General features: G+C 70.9%; 20 protein-coding genes and 1 pseudogene. 5 read left to right on the forward strand and 16 right to left on the reverse strand.

Annotated features, from left to right (window positions below; genetic code table 11):
• Positions 1 to 770 precede the first annotated feature (770 nt).
• Entirely contained in the window at positions 771 to 1,502 is a 732-nt protein-coding gene (locus ACFQ87_RS33675) for an RICIN domain-containing protein (protein ID WP_380614700.1), read from the forward strand.
• Between the two features lie 317 nt (positions 1,503 to 1,819).
• On the opposite strand, the gene ACFQ87_RS33680 is transcribed toward ACFQ87_RS33675, so the two are convergent.
• The 4 genes from ACFQ87_RS33680 to ACFQ87_RS33695 form a co-directional block, all read right to left on the reverse strand.
• Complete coding sequence (locus ACFQ87_RS33680) at positions 1,820 to 3,160, reverse strand: hypothetical protein (protein ID WP_380614701.1); 1,341 nt, start codon at positions 3,158 to 3,160, stop codon at positions 1,820 to 1,822.
• A gap of 227 nt (positions 3,161 to 3,387) precedes the next feature.
• Entirely contained in the window at positions 3,388 to 3,831 is a 444-nt protein-coding gene (locus ACFQ87_RS33685) for a hypothetical protein (protein ID WP_380614702.1), read from the reverse strand.
• Positions 3,832 to 4,174: 343 nt separating this feature from the next.
• Positions 4,175 to 4,870, reverse strand: a complete 696-nt coding sequence (locus tag ACFQ87_RS33690; RefSeq protein WP_380614703.1) for a ricin-type beta-trefoil lectin domain protein — start codon at positions 4,868 to 4,870, stop codon at positions 4,175 to 4,177.
• A gap of 472 nt (positions 4,871 to 5,342) precedes the next feature.
• Positions 5,343 to 6,419: a hypothetical protein gene (locus ACFQ87_RS33695; protein WP_380614704.1), complete on the reverse strand. Its 1,077-nt coding sequence runs from the start codon at positions 6,417 to 6,419 to the stop codon at positions 5,343 to 5,345.
• 747 nt (positions 6,420 to 7,166) lie between these two features.
• On the opposite strand from ACFQ87_RS33695, the gene ACFQ87_RS33700 reads away from it, so the two are divergent.
• The 3 genes from ACFQ87_RS33700 to ACFQ87_RS33710 are packed head-to-tail and all read left to right on the forward strand — an operon-like array spanning position 7,167 to position 9,098.
• Positions 7,167 to 7,307: a hypothetical protein gene (locus tag ACFQ87_RS33700; RefSeq protein ID WP_380614705.1), complete on the forward strand. Its 141-nt coding sequence runs from the start codon at positions 7,167 to 7,169 to the stop codon at positions 7,305 to 7,307.
• Between the two features lie 19 nt (positions 7,308 to 7,326).
• A complete protein-coding gene (locus tag ACFQ87_RS33705; RefSeq protein ID WP_380614706.1) occupies positions 7,327 to 8,886 on the forward strand; it encodes a Mur ligase domain-containing protein in 1,560 nt (519 codons plus the stop codon).
• Positions 8,883 to 9,098, forward strand: coding sequence for a hypothetical protein (locus tag ACFQ87_RS33710; RefSeq protein WP_380614707.1), 216 nt, complete (start codon positions 8,883 to 8,885; stop codon positions 9,096 to 9,098). The genes ACFQ87_RS33705 and ACFQ87_RS33710 overlap by 4 nt, the downstream gene beginning before the upstream one ends.
• 503 nt (positions 9,099 to 9,601) lie before the next feature.
• Here ACFQ87_RS33710 and ACFQ87_RS33715 read toward each other — a convergent pair.
• From ACFQ87_RS33715 to ACFQ87_RS33770, 12 genes and pseudogenes are all read right to left on the reverse strand, one after another.
• Positions 9,602 to 10,033, reverse strand: coding sequence for a cysteine/serine endopeptidase inhibitor (locus ACFQ87_RS33715; protein WP_380614708.1), 432 nt, complete (start codon positions 10,031 to 10,033; stop codon positions 9,602 to 9,604).
• Between the two features lie 175 nt (positions 10,034 to 10,208).
• Positions 10,209 to 10,910 (reverse strand): polysaccharide deacetylase family protein, encoded by a 702-nt coding sequence (locus ACFQ87_RS33720; RefSeq protein ID WP_380614709.1) that lies wholly within the window; start codon positions 10,908 to 10,910, stop codon positions 10,209 to 10,211.
• 223 nt (positions 10,911 to 11,133) lie between these two features.
• Positions 11,134 to 11,343, reverse strand: coding sequence for a hypothetical protein (locus tag ACFQ87_RS33725; RefSeq protein ID WP_380614710.1), 210 nt, complete (start codon positions 11,341 to 11,343; stop codon positions 11,134 to 11,136).
• Between the two features lie 202 nt (positions 11,344 to 11,545).
• Positions 11,546 to 12,748, reverse strand: a complete 1,203-nt coding sequence (locus tag ACFQ87_RS33730; protein ID WP_380614711.1) for a beta-1,3-glucanase family protein — start codon at positions 12,746 to 12,748, stop codon at positions 11,546 to 11,548.
• Between the two features lie 133 nt (positions 12,749 to 12,881).
• Entirely contained in the window at positions 12,882 to 13,400 is a 519-nt protein-coding gene (locus ACFQ87_RS33735) for a hypothetical protein (protein ID WP_380614712.1), read from the reverse strand.
• 191 nt (positions 13,401 to 13,591) lie between these two features.
• The gene (locus ACFQ87_RS33740; RefSeq protein ID WP_380614713.1) at positions 13,592 to 14,716 is read right to left on the reverse strand and encodes a helix-turn-helix domain-containing protein; all 1,125 of its coding nucleotides are present in this window, start codon (positions 14,714 to 14,716) and stop codon (positions 13,592 to 13,594) included.
• Positions 14,717 to 15,139: 423 nt separating this feature from the next.
• A pseudogene (locus ACFQ87_RS33745) lies at positions 15,140 to 15,304 on the reverse strand (endo alpha-1,4 polygalactosaminidase); the annotation flags it as partial.
• A 41-nt stretch (positions 15,305 to 15,345) separates the two neighbouring features.
• Positions 15,346 to 16,152 (reverse strand): alpha/beta fold hydrolase, encoded by an 807-nt coding sequence (locus tag ACFQ87_RS33750; protein WP_380614714.1) that lies wholly within the window; start codon positions 16,150 to 16,152, stop codon positions 15,346 to 15,348.
• 28 nt (positions 16,153 to 16,180) lie between these two features.
• Positions 16,181 to 17,335, reverse strand: coding sequence for an FAD-dependent oxidoreductase (locus tag ACFQ87_RS33755; protein WP_380614715.1), 1,155 nt, complete (start codon positions 17,333 to 17,335; stop codon positions 16,181 to 16,183).
• Positions 17,336 to 17,405: 70 nt separating this feature from the next.
• Positions 17,406 to 18,098 (reverse strand): TetR/AcrR family transcriptional regulator, encoded by a 693-nt coding sequence (locus tag ACFQ87_RS33760; RefSeq protein ID WP_380614716.1) that lies wholly within the window; start codon positions 18,096 to 18,098, stop codon positions 17,406 to 17,408.
• A 155-nt stretch (positions 18,099 to 18,253) separates the two neighbouring features.
• On the reverse strand, positions 18,254 to 19,138 hold the full coding sequence (locus ACFQ87_RS33765; RefSeq protein ID WP_380614717.1) for an NAD(P)H-binding protein: 885 nt from the start codon (positions 19,136 to 19,138) through the stop codon (positions 18,254 to 18,256).
• Between the two features lie 29 nt (positions 19,139 to 19,167).
• Complete coding sequence (locus ACFQ87_RS33770; RefSeq protein WP_380614718.1) at positions 19,168 to 19,365, reverse strand: hypothetical protein; 198 nt, start codon at positions 19,363 to 19,365, stop codon at positions 19,168 to 19,170.
• Positions 19,366 to 19,509: 144 nt separating this feature from the next.
• On the opposite strand from ACFQ87_RS33770, the gene ACFQ87_RS33775 reads away from it, so the two are divergent.
• A complete protein-coding gene (locus tag ACFQ87_RS33775) occupies positions 19,510 to 19,701 on the forward strand; it encodes a hypothetical protein (RefSeq protein WP_380614719.1) in 192 nt (63 codons plus the stop codon).
• Positions 19,702 to 20,033: the final 332 nt, after the last annotated feature.

Consider the following 20,033-nt stretch of genomic DNA (forward strand, 5'->3'; position numbering starts at 1 on the left):
ACCTCGCACTGGCGGCCCAGGAGCGCCGACCCCTCGGCCGCCGTTGGCGCAACCGCCGTCGGGGAGCGCAGAAGCCGCGCGGCCGACACGGCTGACGGACCGGGACGCAGCAAGGCTCGACCCCATTCCACACGCAGCTCGAAAACAGACCCGAATGAACCCGTTGCTGACGGAGCGTCTCACAGATAATTCGCACACTGATTGATCATCACCTTTTGCCGATCGCTACCAGCTGGTAAATTCCCCTTCCCACCAAGGTCGCCACCGGTGGACCTCGGCGGCGCCGGGTCCGGAGATCCCCCCGGGGAACGTCCGCCATTGAATCCACTGGTCACGGCGCCGCACGGGGTGCCTCACCTACGGCATTCTCCGGCCGGCCCGCAGCGCCCGGCCCCGCCCTCGCGGCGGGCCGAGCAGTGACTGTCCGACCACTTGCCTTCCCACCGGCATGCTCAGGAGTGAAGATGCCACATTCGGGGACCGCGACGATCCCGGAAACTGATTCCGCACACCGGCTCCCGGGCAGCCGACAGCCGGACAAACCCAGCGCCACCCGGCCGACGAACCGCCACCAGGAGGCCGCATCGCCATCGGCCATGGCCCTCGCACCCGAGCAGGAGCCCCAGGACCCGACGCCCATCGATTCGAAATCCGACGATCCCAACCCCGTCGCCCACGACAGGAGCCGGCGCCTGCCCCGAGCGGCACGCACCGACGGCCGAACCGGTTGGCGCCTGCTCGTACCCCTCGCCGCGGCAAGCGCCGGTGCCATGGCCGCACTCGCCATCGCCGGCCTGCTCCTCACCACAGTGGAGAGGGCCGGAGAACACCCGCAGCCGGTCGACGCCCCGACCCTGCCCGCTCCCGGCAGGTCGCTGCCGACCAACGGCTTCGACGATGCACCCCCGGAAGTCGGCTCGGCCGCGATGTCCTCCCTTCCGCCCACCGCCTCCACCTCAGCCGCGGCTCCCACTGGCACCTCCCCATCGCCCACCCAACCGGTGACTGCCACGCCCACCAACACCACCCCTTCACCCACGCAACCGGTCGCCGCAGGGCTTCCGCTCGTCAACCACGGCTCGGAGCTCTGCATCGGCCTCACGACCGCCGCACAGACCGCCGGCCCGCTTCAGCTCCAGCCGTGCAACGGCCAGGCCACCCAGCGCTGGCAGCGGCTACCGGCCGGACAGGACACCTACCAACTGCGCAACACCGGCACCGGGACATGTCTCGACGGCACCACCGCGGGCGGAAACAGTGTCACTGTCACCCTCACGGCCTGCCGATCCGATACAGCCGAGCAACTCTGGCGATTCGCTCCGGACGCCCAGGCAGCCGCATTCCGCCTCCTGTTCGTTCCACCGGTCCCCTCCAGCGACTATCCCGCGCACCTCCTGGGCCCCCAAGACTGGACGAAGGCGAATCCACCGCACCCGGGATCAGTTCTGATGCACCTGCCGAACTACTACAACTCCGACAGCTTCCTCTTCACCATGGGCTGACCAGGGACCCGGACACCGGCACCGCGCGCCGAGGCACGGCCGGACTGCCCGCGGATCGCAGGCGGCGTGGCGTACACAAAGGGCCGTCCAACAGCGAACCGAAGCTGCGGGACTCCTTCGACAAGCTCACCGCCAGCGACGTCGTAGCCGGAGTCCACGACGACCAGCATCTCGTCGGCTGGGAGACGCACACGCAACGGCCGTTCTCTCGTACTTCGTTACCGGACATCTCGAAGCGTGGAGAACGGCCGCGTCGCCTGTCCCCGGTTCCCGGGGATCTCAGCAGGTCGAATGACCAGCGAGGTTGAACAGCAAGCTCAGAAGTGGTTGCCGAAGGCCGACGGGATCTGGCTGGGCATGGCGGTCGGCATTCCGCCGGCTGCCTGACTGGGAGTGGCGGTCGGCATTCCGCCGGCTGTCGGGCTGGGGGCCGGCGCGAGGACCTGGCGGCAGCCGAGGCCGGTGAAGGAGTCGGCCAACCGCTGGTTCAGGAAGTCGAACAGCGTGCGTCCGGGCTGCGGCGAGGCGGCCTTGCCCGTGAACTCCTTGTCCCGTAGGAGCCGTTGGGTGTCCACGGTGGCGAGGGACTGACAGTAGGTGCGAAGGTCGGCGGTTGTGGCGTGATCGGCCGGCGGCGGGTTGCCGTCAGCGGGGAACTGCCGGGTCCGGTCCTTGCCTCCCACGGGCGGCGGGCCGGTGGGGCTTCCGGTGAGCGGGGCCAGGCCCACGGAGGATGCCTTGAAGTTGGCTACCTGGAGCTCGTTCAGGGCCAGCGAGGTGACCCTACTGCCCGGGTCTGCCAGGTCGGGAGCCGTCCACGGGGTGCAGCCGAGCACCGGGTCGATGAAGTTCGTGAGCAGCAGGTTGTCGCTGCCGGTGGGCGGCGCGACGGCGCTGCGTGCCACGGTCGAACCGGACAGTCGGCCGGTGGTGGCGGCGGTCCGCTGTGCTGTCGCACCGCGTGCGGTGATCAGGTACTCGGTGGTCACGTTGCCGTCGTGGTCCTGCCCGACGATGCCCAGGTCGCGGGTGGTCGGGCAGGGGCGGCCGTCACGGGCCGTACCCAGCGGCGGCACGACGAGCCGACCGGCGCTCTGCGCGGACCACGCAGAGCTGAAGAACTCGGCGGCATTGCAGGAGGCGAACTGGCCGAACGGCTGCATCGGCGACCGGCCTGCGCACTTGCCGGCGGCGGCGTGGCCGGCCAGGGTGAGGGTATTGCCGTCGAAGCTGAACCAGATGCCGACGACGGCGTGTTCGGGCAGCTTGGGCAGAACCGGGGCGACGGCGGGCTCGCTGCCCTTGTCGGTCACCAACGGGTTGTAAACGAAGACCGTTCCGGTGTCCGGGTCGAGCACGGTGGCCTGCACGAAGACCGCCTGGTGCGAGTTGCTCTCGTGGCAGGGGCCCTTGGCGGGTTCGGTGGCCGTCAGGACATAGGGAGTGGCCAACCCGCGGGCGGTGAGTGGTGCGTCGGGCACGGTGAGCGTGCAGTCCGGGTCGGAGGGGGCGGGCGGGGCCGCGACGGGGACGGTGTCGGCGAAGGAGACGCTCAGCAGGGACGCGCCGACGGCGAGCAGCCCACCGAGGGTCAGGCTGAACGTGGCCACCCGGCCTCTGTCGAGCCGGGACTGATGTCTGTTCAGTGTTCTGGGCATACGTTGATCCTTTTGTCGTCGGACGCCGAAGGAGGTGGCGGTACGGACGCGATCGACAGTGCATCGATCCGAATCCTGGGCGGGGCCTGCCGATCGCGAAGGAGTGGGCGTCGTCCCGACAGCCGGAACACGCCGCTCGATGGACCCGATCGTGCTCCTGGAGTGGGTACGGCTGCGGGTACGTCTGCTGCTGTCGGGGGTCGAGCGCGGGGGCGCCCGCCGGCCGGTCATCGAGCGGTGGTCGGCCGGTACGCGTTCTCGCCGTCGCTCGACGTCGGCACGGCTGTCTGCTCGACCGAGCGCAGAACCGCCTCAACGGCCGCAAACCGGGCCGGGATGCCGCTCTCCGGAGAGGCCAGCGCTACCGGCCCGTCCACCACCGCCGGTGCCGGGAACGGCGGTTCGACGACCACGCCGGGCAACGGCGACGCCGGCGTGCCGTCATGGGCGCTGGCCACGGCGCCAGGAGTGTCGTGGGTCGAGGCCACCGGGCGGCTACGGTACCCCGGCCGGCGGCTCACCGCTTCGTCGGTGGCGACCCGCCGCATCGCTTCGGCGGCCGATGCCGCCGCGGGGGCGCCGACTTCGGCGACGTATTCCCAGAGCGGGCGGACCGTGCAGCTCGGCTCGGCGGTTCGTTCCGGGGCGGCTTCCCCGGCGGGGTCGGTCATGTCGTTCATGGAATGATCCTCACTGTGCGGGTCGGGGACGCGAGGAGCCGCCGTGGAACGGCGGGAAGTCGGGGGCCGGCGGCGCGGCGTGCGCCAGGGGCGTGAAGCCCGGAGTCCGCCTGCCAGACGGACCGCGAGGGCGGAACTAGGGGAAACCGCGCGCCCGGTACGGAAAACCCTCAGAGCCGGGCTGACTGGGACCGACGCCAAGGCCTGTCCATTCTCCGAAACACCGCCTCCGTGGAACATTCGGTTCCGCTGAGGGATCGCTCACCCCTGGCTTCGCCGTGCCTCGGGACGTGCCGGAACCGATTGCCAACGGCGTTGTGCTGTAACGGCGTTGTTAGGCCCGGCTGGCCGGGCCGGGGCAGGTCCACAGTTGGAGCGGGGTGCCGTTGGCCCGGTATCCCTCAAGTACGTCCAGGCACAGCCCGGATCTGGCGTTGGCCAGATTGCCGTCCGGACGCACGGTCCACTTCTGGCTGTCCGATCCGGTGCAGAGGATGGCCATCACCCGGGTGCCGTCCTGCCCCAAGTCCTGTGCGGGAGCAAGGCAGAGCGTACTGTTGGCTGTGCGCAGTTCGTCGGCGGCGGTACGGGTCCACTGCTGCGTCGCACGCCTGTCGCAGGGCCAGATCTGCAGGCTGCCGTCCGGGCCAGCCGTCAGGCAGTTGCCGGACGCGGCGTCCACCAGCTCCTGGGCGGCAGGGGCTACGGGCGGGGCCGAGCGAATGGTGCCGACCGGCGCCGACGCGACGGAGCCCGGTGTGGTGCCCGCCGGCGCCGGTACGGCGAGACTCGGCGTGGTGCCCGCCGGCGTCGGCGCGACGGAGCCCTGTGTGCTACCGGCCGGCTGCGGGGACGGCGCGCCGCTCGGGGAGGACGACGCGAACGGCGAGAGCGAGAAATCGTTCTGCCCGAGCGAGCCACCGGGGATGGCCACCGCCGTCCCGTCCCCGGAGCCGGCCGGCGCGGTCAGTCCCGATATCTGCGTGTACAGGACCACCCCCACCGTCAAGGCCAGCGCGACGATCAGCACCGTCCTGCGGGTGAGCCGGCGGGCGGTAGCCCCGGACGACTGTGGTTGTCGGCGTCTTCCGGGACCAGAATCACCGGCGCGGCGCTCGGCGGACGGATCCAGTTCACCGATGACCGGGAGCACGGCCGTCTCCGCCTCGGTTCCCGTCTCCGGCGCATCGAGTTCCAGGAGGTACGGCGGGATGCGCAGATCGAGGCGGGAGTCCGGCGGGAACGGGGCGTCGGATTGTGGCTTGCAAATGTGGCCGGTGCCGGGCCCGTCGAAACGGCAGCGCTGACATCGTGGTCTGGAGTGCATTGGCACAACTCTCTTTGCTGTTATGCCGCTGGCAGGTGCGGCGCTGGTGGCCGGCAACACGCCGGCCTCGCCTGGCGCCGACGCGATCGCCCTGGCTGCTCGTCACCCCGGCAGCTCGTCCGGGGTGACGAGCAGGGGTGCCGCCAGGCGAATGGACCGGGCCTGGCGGCTGGTCCTACTGCCCTGCGTTGCAGCAGGGCGGGAACTGGCTGACGGGCGTGGTGGGCATGGCGCTCGTGTTCGTCGGGACCATGGGTTTGGTGGGCACCGTGGGAACCGCGGTGGGCTTGCCGCTCATGCTCGGGCTCGGGTTCGCGGTGGGCTTGCCACTCATGCTCGGGGTCGGCTTGCCGGTCGGAGCCGGTGCGGTGCTCGGGGTCGGGGTCGGGGTCGGGGCGGGCTGCTGGCAGCCAAGGCTGCTGAGCGAGGCGGTGTAGCGCTGGCTGAGGAAGTCGAAGAGGTTCTGCCCGGCCTGCGGCGAGGTCGCAGCGGTGGTGAACTGCCTGTCGAGGGCGATACGTCGGGCACCGACTGTGGTCATGCCGGTGCAGTACGCCGCCGAGTCACCGTTGGCGGCGGCGCCCAGCGGCGGCTGGTCCACGCCCGCGCGGTACAGGTTGACCTTGGCCGGGTTCTGCTTGCCGCTCTCCTGGACCATGGGGTCGCTGAGCGGGACCAGGGCGATCGGGGAGGCCTGGAACTTGGCTGCCTGCAGCTCGTTCAGCGCGAGCGAGGTGACGTTGCTGCCCGGGTCGGCGAGGTCCGGGGCGGTCCACGGGGTGCAGCCGAGGGCGGGGTCGATGAAGTTGTCGAGCAGCAGGTTGTCACTGCCGTTCAGCAACGCGGTGGGCTGCATCGTCTTCATCCCCCCGCTCAACGCGGCGGAGTTCTTCTTGGTTTTCTGCGCCGTTGTACCCTTCGCCGTCGCCAGGTACTCGGAGGTGACGTTGTCGCTCTGGTCCTGGTCAACGACACCGTAGTCGCGGGTGGTCGGACAGGGCTTGCCGTCCTTGGCGGTACCCAGCGCCGGAATCTTCAGCTTGCCGGCCTTGTCGGCCGCATTCGCCGCGGTGAAGAAGGCGGGAGCGTTGCAGTAGGCGAACTGCCCGAACGGCTGGCCGCCCGGGGTGCCCCCGACGCACTTTCCGGCGGCGGTCTGCCCGGCCATGGTCAGGACGTTGCCGTTGAATCCGAACCCCAGAGCGGCGGCACCGGCGGTGAGCACGCTGCCCAGGCCGAGGCTGAGCGCCATCACCTTGCGGCTTCGGCCGCGGGCGCGATGGTGAAATCGATCGTGTTTCATGTCAGTACTCCTGAAGGAGGCACCGGCGCGGCGGATGCCCCGTCGGGGGAGGAAGGAGGAGGGGATTGCCGACAGGGGGATCGCAATCGTGGTCGTTCTCCGGCGATGGACGGCCAGGACGGTTACGGGCTGACGGCCCGGCAGATCGGTCGCTGGTGACATGGATGCTAGGAGATCCACACGCCCGATGCTCCGTTCAGCGCCATTCCTAAACGACACATAAGGTTTTGCTCATTCAGGAGAGTGCTCACCCGGTCCGACAGGCACGGCTGACATTTCCGAGACACTTCCGGTGATCCACTTCATGGCGACAAGGACGTCGCAGCCACCACCACATCGGCCCTGACGTGCAGTGTCTTGCCCCAGCGAGCGCCTTTGCAGGCCACGGACGAGACTGAGCGAATCCTTAGCAATCCCTTAGGGCATATGCCGCCATCGGATCTTGACGTCGTTATGCCTATACGCTCAGCGGCGTACCGCAGGCCGGAAACCCCCATCACGGCGCAAGGGCCACGGACGGCACCTGCGATCACGAGGACAGGCCTTCCCCCGACCCCAGCCACTGCCTTTCATCGGATACGAGACCAGCTTCTTACCCGCCGGATTCCTACGTCAGCCCGCCGTACGGCGCTCAGATCGGCATCTGACCCTCGTGAGATCGAACTCCAGATCAGACCCGGCACGGAATGGCATTTGATGGTCGACCTGGCCGGCTGGTGGCTGGACGGCGACCTGCCGCACCTGGGCGCGGTCGAGGTCGGCGAGGGCGCCCGGGTCGGCACCCGGTCCACCCTGATGCCGGGCGCCCGGATCGGTGCCCCAAGTTCCTTCCACTGACTTCCCGTTGGAGACCATGATGGACACCACCACCCACCCTGACAGCCGCCCCGTCGCGGGCCCGGCCACGTCTGCCGTGCCCGATCTGCTGAGGGCCGTGCACCTGGTCGATGTCGCCGCTCCCGGCATGGAGGGCCTGGCCCTGTGGCTGGCCGACAGTGGCGCCGACGTCACCGGCAGCGTTCCCGAGGCCGACCGGGACAGCCCGGCGGTGGCCGCGCTGAGAGCTGTCGGCGTCCAGGTGCGGGTGGGCTTCAAGCCTGAGCACGTGCGCACCGACCGGACGGCCGTGGTGTGGTCGGGTGTCTTCGCCGGGGCGCATCCCGAGCTCGACCACGCCCAGATGCTGCGGCTGCCGATTCTCGGCCGTGCCGTCGCGCTCATGGCCATCTGTGCCCAGGCGGGGTCCGAGGCGGTGGCGGTGGCGGGCAGTCACAGCACCGCGAGCGCGGCAGCCGCCCTGGCCGCCGTGCTGGATGACGGCCGGACGGGCTGGGTCCTGAACGCCCCGGCCGGCGGCGGCAGCGCCGGCCACGCCGGGGACGGCCGCATCGTCGCGGACTTCTGCCCGGACACCGCCACCCACGAAGCCGCTCCGCCCGGCGCCTGGCAGCACCGCCCCGCACCGCACTTCCTCGACCACGAGCCCCACTTCGCCGCCGCGCTCATCCTGTCCACCGGCGCGAACGCCCCGCACTACGGGGACAACATCGCCGGCCTCGACGCCGCCGAGCGCCTCGCCCGCCGCGCCAGCACCGTCGTCCTGCCCAGCTGGGACAACGGCGTGAGGATCCTGCGCGAGCGCCTGGGCGACCGGCCCGGACCGCATGTGGTCACCGTCGGCACCGACCCGGCCGACACCGTGTGGATCACGAGGCCCCGCTGGACCGGCGAGGACTTCCGCGTCACCCTGCGACACGAGGGGACGGACCACGCCTTCGTCCTCCCGGTCACCGGCCGCCACCACGCCCTGGCCGTGTGCGCCGCCATCGCCACCGCCCTGGTCCTGGGCGAGGACCCGCGGGCCCTCGCCGAACGAGCCGGCGCCTTCCGCGGCGTCGAGCGTTCGCTGGCCACGGTTGGCACGCAGTCCGGCATCACCGTGGTGGACTCCCGTGCCCGGCACCCGCGCGAGATCGCCCAGGACGTCACGGCCGCCCGGATGCTCACCGAGGGCTCGCTGGTCGTGGTCCTGGAGCCGGACGGCATCGCCCGCACCAGCGCACACGCCGCCGAACTCGGCGCCGCTCTCGGCGATGCCGACCACGCGATGCTGCTGCCGGTCAGTACCCCGCTTGCCGCCCACCTCGTGCCCGATCCGCTGGACGCTGTCGAGCAGGCCGCCCGCCAGGCGCTCGGAGCAGGAGCCGTCCACCGCGTCCGCTCCGGACCGTGCGAACCCGGCCCGGAGCAGCGGATCTTCGAGACAACCGCAGAGGGCGACCTCGTGCTGGTCATCGGGACCGGCCAGGCGGAACGGCTCGGAGCGAGGCTGCTGTTCCACCTCGCCGCCCCGGGCGCACCGATCCCGCAGCAGCTGCCACCCACCCGAACCACCCCGACGGAGATGACGCCGTGACCTTCGGCACTCTGCCCAACCTCACCGGCGCCGAGCGCAGGCCGATCGTCCTGGAGACGGCCGGCGCCGGCCACGACCAGATCGCCGCCGACCCGGAAAACGCGGTCGAGCCCGGACGATGTCCGCAGCGCGACCGAGGCGGTGCTCGTCACGACCAGCACCCGTACCGTTCATCGCCTCGCCGTCTGGGCGACCGCCCACCGGATCGTTGATGCGGCACTTGCGCAGGTGGGCGCGGTTGCCGCATGACGAGTTCGTCCGCTCCGGCAGGCACAGCTCGGCCACGGTCCCGCCTCCGGGGGCTTCGAACAACCGAGCCGTTCCGCCGTGGAGTTCGGCCACCCAACGCACGATGGCCAGACCAGGACCGCGAACTCCTTCGCGGTCAGGGTGAGCAGCACGCCGGCGCGCCGCACCCGGCGGCGGGGAACGCACGGTTCCAGGTCGCCGACCCGCGGCTCGGGCAGCCGCGCGGCCTGGTCCCGGCGGCACAGCGCCCGCACCCGGCCGGTCAGTTCGGCGAACGCGAACGGCTTGACGAGGTAGTCGTCGGCGCCGTGCTCGAAACCGGCCACCCGCTCGGCGACGGCGTCCAGCGCCGTGAGCAGCAGGACGGGCAGCCTGGAGCCTGCCCGGTACCGCCGGGCCCGGACGGACCTGCGGGTGGTGCGTGCGGCGAACCGGGCGGGGTGCTACGAGCTTGTCTCGACGGTGGTCAACCGCCGTTGCTCTGGACGAAGGACCAGGTGACGTTGACGACGCCGACGGCGGGGTCGGCGAGTTGCTGGAAGGCGGGGGCGCTGAGGTCGATGTGGGCGGGGTCGCAGGTGGGGCACTTGTCGGCGACGGGGACGGAAATGGTGGTGCCGTTGTACGTCACCTGCACCGAGACGCCCTGGCAGAGCGGGTCACTGTTCGGGTTGGCCGCGGTCCAGTAGGCGGTGGGAACGGCGACCAACAGGTCCGTGGCGGCATTGATGGGGGTGCCGCAGGCTCCGAAGCCGGCGTCGTTGTAGTAGGTCGCGGTGCCGTCGATGGGCTGGTCGAACGGGACGTCGGCCGAGGCGGGGCCAGCGGCAAGAAGGGTGAGTGACCCGGCGGCGAGCAGGCTGCCGGCCCACCGGCGTATGCGGTTCGATCGGGGCATGGTCTTCCTCTGTGGTGAGTTCGGGAGTGGTGATCGTGTCGGCGGGACCGGACGGACCAGGGCTCAGCCGCTCAGAGCCTCGGGACCCGCGGTGCGCGCGAGGCCCGAGGCCCGGAGCCGCTCGAGAGGTGCGGGCCCTGCGGGTGCCCGAAAGCAGGTGGCCGGTGTCGGGTGGTCAGCGCACGGCCGGGAAGTCGTCGACGAAGGAGTTGTTGGCCAGGTCGCTGAGGATCTGGTCCATGGCCGTCACGCTCTGGCTGCGGTCGTTCTCCTGGGAGCCGTCGTGCATGAGGATCACGCCGCCGCCGCTGAACTCCCGCTTGTAGTTCTGGAAGATGGTGTCGACGCCCGGCGTGCGCCAGTCCTCGGTGTCCACCGACCAGCCGATCGGTTGCATGCCCTGCTGGGCGGCGTACTGGGTCGCGTCGGCGGTCCAGGCGCCTTCCGGTGCGCGGAAGTAGTCGATGCTGGCGCCCGGGACCGCCGCGTGGATGGTGTCGGAGGCGGCCTGGATGTCGGCCCGCTGCTGGTCCGGTGACTGGGTGGTGAGGTTGATGTGATGCATGGTGTGGTTGCACAGCCGGTGCCCCTCGGCGGCTATCCGCTGGACCAGGTCCGGGTAGGCCGCGGCGTGGTCGCCGATCATGCAGAAGGTCGCGTGCACGCCGTGCGCCTTCAGCACGTCTAGCACCTGGGGCGTCCAGGACGGGCTCGGACCGTCGTCGATCGTGAGGGCGAAGGACTGGCTGCCGCCGCCGGTCGCCGTCTCGGTGACCACGTCGGGGGTGGCCGCCGAGGCGGCGGTGGGGACGGCCAGCAGCACCACGCCGACGGTGGCGGCGGTGCACAGTCGCTTCAGGGAGGTACCGATGCGCATCGAGGGTCTCCTCTTGGATCGATTGACGGTCCACCATTGACCGATGGACCGTCACATCAGTGAGAACAAGGCAACTTGGGTCGATCCGCCCGAACTCATGGTGGGCGGCGCGCTGTTGCCCCTGGTTGCCTACGCTAGGTCGGACGGAACCGCGCGGGCTTGTACGGCAGTGCCAGGCCGGCGGAACATCGGCGCCACCGGCCGACCGTGCGGGGTGACCACGTCACGGGCACTGCCGGTAGACGTACTTGGAGTCGCCCGGGGCGGTGAGGTCACGATCGCGCCGGACCACGGACAGCGTCGACTTCCAGCCGTCGCACGCCTTGGTGAAGGCGGAGTCGCCGTATCCGAGCCGGACGTCACGCCGGCCGTGGAGGCGCGTGCCGTCGGACCCGGGCTGCCCTCGTTCGCCGTGGAGGCGCTCGGCGCGCACCCCGTGACCGGGGACAGCGCCGTCACCGCCGCGACGGCCGCGGCGGTCGCACCGGTCGTTGCTCGGGGTGGGCGCGTCATCGACTCCTCTGATCCTCCGGCCGGTGAACGCGCGGCGGCCGCTCCCCTACCGGGCGGTCCCGAGCACGGTTCCACTGTCATCGACGCCGGATGAGCGGACGACGAGACGGCCGGACGGTGGGTCAGTCGAGCGAGACGGTCCAGGAGGTCGGCGCGGGGTCTTGCAGGTGTCCGTCGACGGGGGCGCTCCCGGTGGGGCCGACGTCGTCGTAGGGGAAGGCGTAGCCGGCGGTTGCGTACTGGTGGACGAGCCGGGCGTAGTGGTTGGTGATCGCGTCCGGGTAGTACTGCGCGGCCGTGACGCCGTCGGGCTGGTTCTCGCCGCCGGCGAGCAGCAGGGTGCTCCGGTTCAGCGCGGCGCCCAGGCGGGCGGCCACGGCGGCGCGGGCGTCGCCGCCGGAGTTGTACAGCGGTCCGCTGTTGCAGCCGAAGATGTCGGCGGCGCTCGGCACCGTGAAGGCCACGCCGTGGTCGTCCAGACCCGCGAAGGTCAGCACGCCGCCCGAGACCGTGGCGGTGTACGTCCCCACGGACTGGGTGTCGATCGTCAGTGGGGTGCCGGCGAAGCGGCTCCACACCTGGTCGAGGTATGGGGTCCAGTACCCGCCGAAATCGACGCTGGAGTGCACGGGGGACAGGACGCGGAGCACGGCTCCGTCGCTGCCGGCGGCGACCAGGGTGTCCCAGGGGGCGCCGTCGCTCGCGTGCTGGGCGATGAGTCCGGAGGCGATGGAGCCGAGGGCACCGGCGGGGAGCGGGCTTACGCTCTGCGGGCCGGCGCTGCCGGTCGTCTGCAGGGAGATGGGGGAGGCGACGAGGTCGACGTAGCTGATGTTGGCGTAGAGGTTCGCGCTGTCGTAGGTGAACTCGCAGAACGTCCAGTCGGTCAGCCAGTTGGGGTCGGAGCCGGTGAACCCGGGCTGGACCAGGCCGGGAACTCCGTTGTCGCCGGGTGGGTTGACGAAGAACTGGATCTTCCGGTCGACCGAGAACCAGACGCGGCCGCCGATCACGTGATCGGCCAGGGTGAGCGTGGTGGAACTGCCGGACGGGCCGAGCGCGATGGAGTAGTCGGGCGCGGGTGTGAGGGGCGAGGAAGAACTCGGCAGCCGGGCGAAGGCTCCGTCCGGTCCGACGAAGCCGGGCCAACCTCCGGTGTCCGCACCGGAGATGTAGGCGTAGACGGCCGCGCCGGAACCGGAGTTGTTCCGCAGCGTGATCGGCAGGGGCACGGCGGCGGCGGTCGGCGGGGCGAGCCGGGGCAGCCGGGCCGGGGTGGTGAGCGCGGCTGCGGAGGCGGCGAGGAAGGTGCGTCGTGAGAGCATGGATCCACTCCAGGGGGATGACCGGGCGCGTCCCCGCGCTCGGCTGTTCAGGCGCTTCTCGGGTCCGTTCGGGATCCGGTGGGGCGCACCTTCGGCAGCGCCTCACCTGCCCCGCCGCCGAACTGGTCAGGCGTCAGTGGATGACGGCCGTGCACTGGCCGTCCGTGAACATCGGGGTGGTGTCCACGGGCAGGCCCGGGTCCGGGCTGACGAGGATGTCGACGGAGGAGCGGGTGACGTAGTTCTCGCAGTCGGCCAGGGCCGGTTCGGGCTGCGCGGCGGCCGTGCCCATCCACAGGTCGACGTGCCGGACACCGTTCTGCCAGTCCGCGGAGCACGCCACGCAGCCGTCCTCCATGATGAAGTACTTCTGCAGGTGGGGGACGTAGATGATGGTGCCGGGCGCATGCTCGCCGGGGTCGGTGGCGAAGGTGGTCGGGTCGTCGTAGCTGCCGCTGCCTTCGGTCGCCTGGGTGTGGATCTGCGGATACGAGATCCGCGCGGTGCCGGAGTTGCCGTTGCCGTCGTCGTTGTCGTTGTAGCCGTAGGCGGTGACGGCGGTTGTCTGGGTGGTGGCGGCGTGGGCCGGCGCGGTGAGCAGCAACAGGCTTCCGGCAAGGGCGCCGGCGGCGATGAGCCGGGGGATGCGCACGGGGAGTCCTCTCGTTCGTGACGATGTGGGGCGGGGTCCGGTTCATCCGGGCCCTGCCCGTGTCATCGCAGGTATGGGGCCTGGCCGATCCATCGGGTTCGGGGCGGGACGCAGGCCGTTGCCTCTGGTTGCTCACGCTAGGTCGGACGGCACCGCGCGGGCTTGTACGGCAGTGCCAGGCAAGCAGAACATCAGCGCCACGACACAGCGGGATCATCCGATGGCGACTCATGACCCGGACGAGGAACGGGTGGTTCTCGGCGGACGTCAGCCCCGCGCCGCACGTCGACGCCAATGGACGGGAACGGGAGCGGCAGGGCGGCCTGGCGGTGAGCGGCCTCACTGCTCGCGTCCTGGCCGCCGGCCTCACGGGCGAACTCACCGGGTGTCTGGCCGTACTGGCGCTTGAAGGCCCGGATGAAGTGGCTGCTGTCGGCGAAGTGCCAGTGGGCGGCGATCTCCGAGACGCTCGACTGGCCTGTCGGCTCGGCCAGTTGGCTTCGGGCCTGTTCGAGCCGGCGGCGACGGACGTAGGCGGCGACGCTTTCGCCGGCCGCGGCGAAGGCCCGGTGCAGGGTCCGTAAGGAAACGTTGAGTTCGCGGGCCAGCATCGACGGGGAGAGCTCCGCGTCGGCGACTCGCCGGTCCACCAGTTCCTTCGCTGCCTGGGCCAGTACGAGCGTCAGTTCGGGCTCGGTGCTGTCGGCCCGCCCCCTCAGCACCCCCTTGACCAACTCGACCAGAGCGTCGTGCGCGGCCCGCGCGCCGACCGGTGTGAGGCCCGCGAAGTTCTCGGCGACCAGGCTCATGTGGGCCAGGAGCAGCCGCGCCTCAGCCGATGCCGCCGAGCCGGTGACCAGCCGGTCACGGATAAGCGGTGCCAGCACCGACGCCGGCGTGATCAGCACCCTCGCCGACGTGCGCCCGGCCTCCTCCGAGGCCGGCAGGCCGCCGCGCTGGAACACGACGTTCCCCGCCCGCACGACTACCTCACTGTCCCGAGGCCTGCTGAAACTCCGTAAGCGGTGCCGGGCCACGGGCACCAGCACCCGATCGTCGTGGTCACCAGGGGTGCCGCTGTTGGCGCCGATGAGCGATTCGCTGCGGACATCGGCGATCACCAAGTCGTGAACCTTGACGGCACGCACGCTGATCCGGAAGTCGCCCGCAGCCCCGGTCGTGAAGGCGGGTGCGGGATACGCCTCGCCCACCTGTGCTTCCCAGCTGCCGCGTAAGAGGTCGAAGCCGAACTGCGCGCCGCCCGATTCCGTCATATCGAAGACAAACGTCCCGTCGAAGCCGCGTTTCTTCGTCACCGTCAGGGCTCCTCATCGTCAAGGCGGCACTGATGTTCCATCAGTACGACACGTCGGTCCGAACATGGGGCGGTGCGCTCTTCCTCGTCTGCGTGACGGAACTTTCCGGGTCCGCAGCCGGGCTCCCGTCGGGTCGGGCAGACCCGGACCGTCAAGGCGGGGGGCGGTGCTCATGGCATGGATCGGCCTGGCGGTCCACCAGACAGTGCGGTGCTGCCGACACCGGACGGGCGTTGTGCCCGCCCCAGGGCAACCGGCTACTCGCCGCGTCACCGAACGCGGCTTCGTCGCTTGCGCGTTCGCCAGGATGGTGTGCACAGCGGGCACGGTAGTCGCGTCACGCGCACTGCCGGTAGACATACTTTCGAGTCGCCGGGGGGCGGTGAGGTCGCGATCGCGCCGGTCCACGGACATCGTCGGCTTTCAGCCGCCACACGCCTTGGCGAAGGAGGCGTCGCCGTACTCGATGTCCAGGACCCTGCCGCCGTACGCCGATGCGTACCGATCGCACCCCCCGGTGGCGCCGCACTTCTCGGACACGATGAAGTCGAAGCCGGCCCGGGAATGGGGCCAATTGCCGGTGCTCTCACGCGGATTCGACGCGTCCGAGCAGGTTTTGGGGCCGCCCGTTAGGGTTTGGGCGTGTGCGGGGCTGCGGGCGTGGAGAGGAAGCCGTCGATGGCGGCGAAGGTCGCGGTCGGCTGCTCACGGGTGGGCAGGTGGCCCCCGCCGGGGATGGGCACGAAGCGTGCGTCGGGGAAGGCGGCGGCGTAGGTGCGGCCGTAGTCGGGGCTGACGACCGTGTCGTCCTCGCCCCACACGACCAGCACGGGCCGGCCCGCGTCCTTGAGGCGGCCGAGCAGGCCCTCGTCCTGCATCGTCGGCCCCGTGTACGCGCGCAGCGCCGCCAGACCGGCGGGCGAGGAGACTCGGCGCGGCGCCTCGCTCTTGCCGTCAGCGGTGGGCGGCGCTGCCGAGTTGCCGCTGGGGTCGCTGGGGCCGGTCGGCGGGCCGGGGACGGACAGCGGGTGGCCGGGCACGGCAGGTCCGATGGCGTTCATGAGGACGAGCCGGTCGAGGTGTCGGCCGGTGTCGCGCAGGGCCATCTCGGCGGCGATCCAGCCGCCGAAGGAGCTGCCGACGACGGCCGCCGGATGCGCGTCGAGCTGCCGGATCAGTTCCAGGTACGCCTCGGCGAGGTCGCCCACGGTGGTGAGCTCGGGGATGCGGCGGGTGTCGTCCCAGCCCGGGTGGACGGGAAGCAGGACGCGGTGGCGGGTGGCGAGGTGCTCGGCGAGTGGGGTGAGGCTGTCGGGGCCGGGTCCGCCGTGCAGGAGCAGGACGGGGGCGCCGTGCCCGCTCTCGCGTACGGCCAGGGTGACACCGGGGCGCAGGGGCACCTGCCGGCTGGTCGGGGTCGGAGTCGGGGTGGTCATGTGGTGGGCTCCTGACTGGTCGGCCGGGTCACGCGGGCTGTTCCTGGCGGGAGGTGAACTGGTCGACGAGGCCCTGGGGCGCGTCGGCGGCGAAGCACAGGGCGAGGTTGGCGGCGGAATCGGCGGCGGCGGCCTCGGCGCGGGGGAACATCGCCTCTTCGTAGCGGACGAGCGCGGTCTCGGTGTCGCCGGGGTGGTCGAGGATCGCCCCGGCGAGTTCGGCGGCGTCCTGCATGGCGTTGTTGGCGCCCTCGCCGGCGAACGGGGACATGACGTGGGCCGCGTCGCCCAGCAGCGTGACGCCGGGCACGTGCTCCCAGCGGTGGCCGACGGGCAGGGCGACGATCGGCCGCGGCACGAGCGGGCCGTCGGCGTCGGCGACCAGCGCCCGCAGGCCCGGGTGCCAGTCGGGGAACTGCTGCAGCACCGCGGACTTCGCCGCGTCGGGGGTGGTGAAGTCGATGCTCTCCAGCCAGGTGGGCGACGTCCGGACGGCGGTGTAGACGTGGAGGCTGCCGTCCCACTCACGGTGGGCGAGGAAGCCCTGGCCGTCGCCGAGCGCGAAGAGCATGCCGCCGCCGACGATCGCGGCCGCCTGCGGATGGCGGGTGTCGGCGTCGAGCAGGTCGCCCTCGACGACGGACACGCCGGTGTAGGCGGGAACCGCGGCGGACACCAGCGGGCGGACCTTCGACCAGGCACCGTCGGCGCCCACCAGCAGGTCGGTGGTGAACACGGCACCGTCGGCCAAAGTCACCTCGTGGCGGCCGTCCGCGAGCGTGCGGGTCGCGGTGACCTTCGCGCCCCAGCGGACCGTGCCGTCGGGCAGGGAGTCGAGGAGCAGGTCGCGCAGCCGGCCCCGGTCGACCTCGGGGCGGGTGTGCGAGGAGGCGTCGTCGCTCTCCTCGAAGCGGACGGTGGCATGCCGGTCCAGGACCCGCATGGCCTCCCCTCCGGGCATCACCAGCCGGCGGAAGTCCTCGTGGAGTCCTGCGGCGCGCAGGGCGGCCTGGCCGGACTCCTCGTGGATGTCGAGCATTCCGCCCTGGGTGCGGGCGTGCCGGTCGGCGTCCAGGTCGAAGACGACCGCCTCGACTCCGCCGGCGTACAGGACGCGGGCAAGGGTGAGGCCACCCAGGCCTGCACCGACGATGGCTATGGAGTGGTGCGTCGTGGTGGCCATGGTGGTACCTCGATTCGACGGGATTCGACGACGGGGAACGGGATGACGCGGTGTGGGGCGCCGGCTGCGATCAGTCCGGCTGCCGGGGGGTGGCCTGTACACCGTTGACAACCGCGCGGAAGATCCAGGCCAGGCGCTGCTCAGGCGCTCCGGAGGCCAGGTCGGCGCCGAGGGCCGCGATCCGCGGGTACGTCTCAGCGCTGACCTGTCGCAGCGCGTCCACCAGCGCGTTGTGCTCGTCCTCGGCGGCGATCTCGCGGTCCCGCGTGGACTGCTCGGCGGCGGTGGCGGTGGCCACCTGGAGCAGGACATCCACACCCCAGGCGGCCTGTGCGTCGGGAACCCCGCCCTCGTGCAGGAGCTCGAGGAGCGCCTCGACCAGCCCCAGGTAGTTCGGCCCGGAGGGCCGGGCCACCAGTGCCGAGTGCGCAAGGCCGGGGTGCTCGAACAGCACCCGGGTGTAGGAGCCGAGGACCGCCGCGAGCCGGTCGCGCCAGTCGCCGGCCGCACTGACCGGACCGAGGTCGACCGCGCCGAGCAGCTCTTCCAGGATCGCCGCGTGGAGCTCCGCGGTATTGGCCACGTACACGTACAGCGAGGCCGGACCGGTATCGAGCTCCTGGGCCAGGCGCCGCATCGTGACCCGCTGCAGCCCCTCGGCCCGCATCACCCCGACGGCGGTGGCGACGATTCCCTCGTAGCTCAGGGCGGGCTTGGCGGGCCGCTCACGGCGACTGCGCGGTGCGGGGTTCCGGGAGTTCATGCCGCCCAGGGTAACGAACATGTTCGTCACGAACAAGCTCGCCACGAACATGTTCGTCAGACCCCATGAGGCTTCCGGCCACTGATCGCTCTGCTCCGACGAGTGATGCCGGCGCAGAGCGATCAGTGGCGAAGTGACGCGGTGGACAGCGGATTTCAGGCCGTCACGGCCGGCTTGAGGACCTCCTCGCACCACTGCCGGAACGTCGTCGGGGTCGTCGACTCCGCGGTGCGCGCCTCGGCGTTGTCGAGGCCCTGGTTCTTGGCGTCGAACATGTCGACCATGCCCTGTGCCATCGCGTCGGTCATCCCGAAGCCGGCCATGCGCTCCTTGAACGCCGCGCCCGTGATCTGCTGGTAGCCGATCTCGGTGCCGAGGACCTCGGAGATGATCCGTGCCATGTCGTTGGGCGACAGGTCCTCGGGCCCGAGGCAGGCGACCTGGCCGGCCCCCTCCCATGAGTCGTCGAGCAGCAGCCGCGCGGCGGTGGCGGCGACGTCACGGGTGGCGACGGTGGGGGCCTTCAGGTCCGGGTCGGTCATCATGAAGAACATGCCCTGCTCCTTGATCGCACGGACCTGGTTGAGCAGGTTGTGCATGAAGGACGGGCAGGCCACCGCCCGGAACGCCACGCCCGCTGCGGCGATCAGGTCGCACATCGCGAGCGACGAGGTCACCAGGCCGGCGTGGCCGGCCAGCGGCGTTCCGCGCCCGAGCGCGGTGATGGCCACGACGCGTTCGACGCCGTGCCGGGCGAACGCCGCGGTCGCGGGGCGGGTGAAGTCGACGTACGAGGCTTCGGTGCTCGGCGCGTTCCCGTCATCGGGCGCGAGCCAGAAGGCGGCCTCGGCGCCGGCGCACGCCCGGTCGATGACGGCGGCGTCGCCGTGCGAGCCCTCGACGACCTCGGCCCTCGCACGCACCTCGGGCGCGAGCCGCGAGGAGTTGCGGGCGACGAGGCGCAGCTTTGCCCCGCGGTCGAGCAGGTCGTCGACGAGCAGCCGGCCGATGGTGCTGGTGGGTGCGGTGATGACGATCATCTGGATGATCTTCCGTTCTTGATGCCCTGTCATGGGTTCTTGGGGAGGTCAGGCCGGGCGCGGACTGTAGTCCGGGTGTCGATGACCTTGATTCCAGGGGCCGGTCCCTCCTCGGAGGAGAAGGAGCCCCGGCAGGGCGCGGCGTCGAAGAACGAGACCGTCAGCCCGCTCTGGCCGACCAGGGCCGGCACATCGCCTTCACGACCGGCACGGGGAGACTGCTTCATAGCGGGATTCCTTGATTGCGGTATGGGTTGCCGGGCGCTTTCGCCAGCACACCCACTCTCCGCACGCCAGGATTCCGTGACAATGCAAAGATTGACACCTAATCATTGCCGCAGTCGTAAGAATGCAGCTCAAGAGCGTCACTGATGGGTCTCAACCGGCTGGTGGACGTCGAACTCGGCGTCCTCGGAAACCTGGACCCGGAGATCCGCACCCAGCCCCTCACCCGGATGCGGCTGGTCGGCGTCGCCCGCAGCGGTCATCCACTCTTCGACGCACGGATCGACGCCCGCCGTTTCGCCGCGGCCGACCACATCGGCATCTCTGGCGGTCGGTGAGCCACACGCGGTGATCGCCATTCTCTGAGTGGAAGTCAGTTTCTTTTCCGGGAACGCGTCGGTTTGTAAAAGTCACGATCGGGCGGCCAGCGTACGCACAGGCCTTCGCAGAGCCGTGCCCCCCGAAGGCCAGGTGCGCTCTCATCACGGGAGTGATCAAGGGCCTCAGGAGCTCCCTGCGAGCCCCTGCCTCCCTACTTCGACCCGCCGGTGACGGGCGCACGCTTCGTCCAGGACCGCATCGCGGCGGAGGGCGAGGAGGTCTGGTCCCTGCTCGAAGCCGGGCCCAGGTCTACGTCTGCGGCGATGGCGCCCGCATGGCCCCGGCATAC

Source organism: Kitasatospora sp. NPDC056531 (assembly GCF_042794375.1).
Classification (GTDB): Bacteria; Actinomycetota; Actinomycetes; order Streptomycetales; family Streptomycetaceae; genus Kitasatospora.

Bases quoted from the DNA above. Each gene is read 5' to 3' on its own strand.
- ACFQ87_RS33705 (WP_380614706.1), top strand. From the start codon at position 7,327: ATGGACACCACCACCCACCCTGACAGCCGCCCCGTCGCGGGCCCGGCC.
- ACFQ87_RS33750 (WP_380614714.1), bottom strand. From the start codon at position 16,152: ATGACCACCCCGACTCCGACCCCGACCAGCCGGCAGGTGCCCCTGCGC.
- ACFQ87_RS33680 (WP_380614701.1), bottom strand. From the start codon at position 3,160: ATGCCCAGAACACTGAACAGACATCAGTCCCGGCTCGACAGAGGCCGG.
- ACFQ87_RS33730 (WP_380614711.1), bottom strand. From the start codon at position 12,748: ATGCTCTCACGACGCACCTTCCTCGCCGCCTCCGCAGCCGCGCTCACC.
- ACFQ87_RS33675 (WP_380614700.1), top strand. From the start codon at position 771: ATGGCCGCACTCGCCATCGCCGGCCTGCTCCTCACCACAGTGGAGAGG.
- ACFQ87_RS33700 (WP_380614705.1), top strand. From the start codon at position 7,167: ATGGTCGACCTGGCCGGCTGGTGGCTGGACGGCGACCTGCCGCACCTG.
- ACFQ87_RS33685 (WP_380614702.1), bottom strand. From the start codon at position 3,831: ATGACCGACCCCGCCGGGGAAGCCGCCCCGGAACGAACCGCCGAGCCG.
- ACFQ87_RS33755 (WP_380614715.1), bottom strand. From the start codon at position 17,335: ATGGCCACCACGACGCACCACTCCATAGCCATCGTCGGTGCAGGCCTG.
- ACFQ87_RS33695 (WP_380614704.1), bottom strand. From the start codon at position 6,419: ATGGCGCTCAGCCTCGGCCTGGGCAGCGTGCTCACCGCCGGTGCCGCC.
- ACFQ87_RS33715 (WP_380614708.1), bottom strand. From the start codon at position 10,033: ATGCCCCGATCGAACCGCATACGCCGGTGGGCCGGCAGCCTGCTCGCC.
- ACFQ87_RS33770 (WP_380614718.1), bottom strand. From the start codon at position 19,365: ATGAAGCAGTCTCCCCGTGCCGGTCGTGAAGGCGATGTGCCGGCCCTG.
- ACFQ87_RS33765 (WP_380614717.1), bottom strand. From the start codon at position 19,138: ATGATCGTCATCACCGCACCCACCAGCACCATCGGCCGGCTGCTCGTC.
- ACFQ87_RS33760 (WP_380614716.1), bottom strand. From the start codon at position 18,098: ATGAACTCCCGGAACCCCGCACCGCGCAGTCGCCGTGAGCGGCCCGCC.
- ACFQ87_RS33720 (WP_380614709.1), bottom strand. From the start codon at position 10,910: ATGCGCATCGGTACCTCCCTGAAGCGACTGTGCACCGCCGCCACCGTC.
- ACFQ87_RS33775 (WP_380614719.1), top strand. From the start codon at position 19,510: ATGGGTCTCAACCGGCTGGTGGACGTCGAACTCGGCGTCCTCGGAAAC.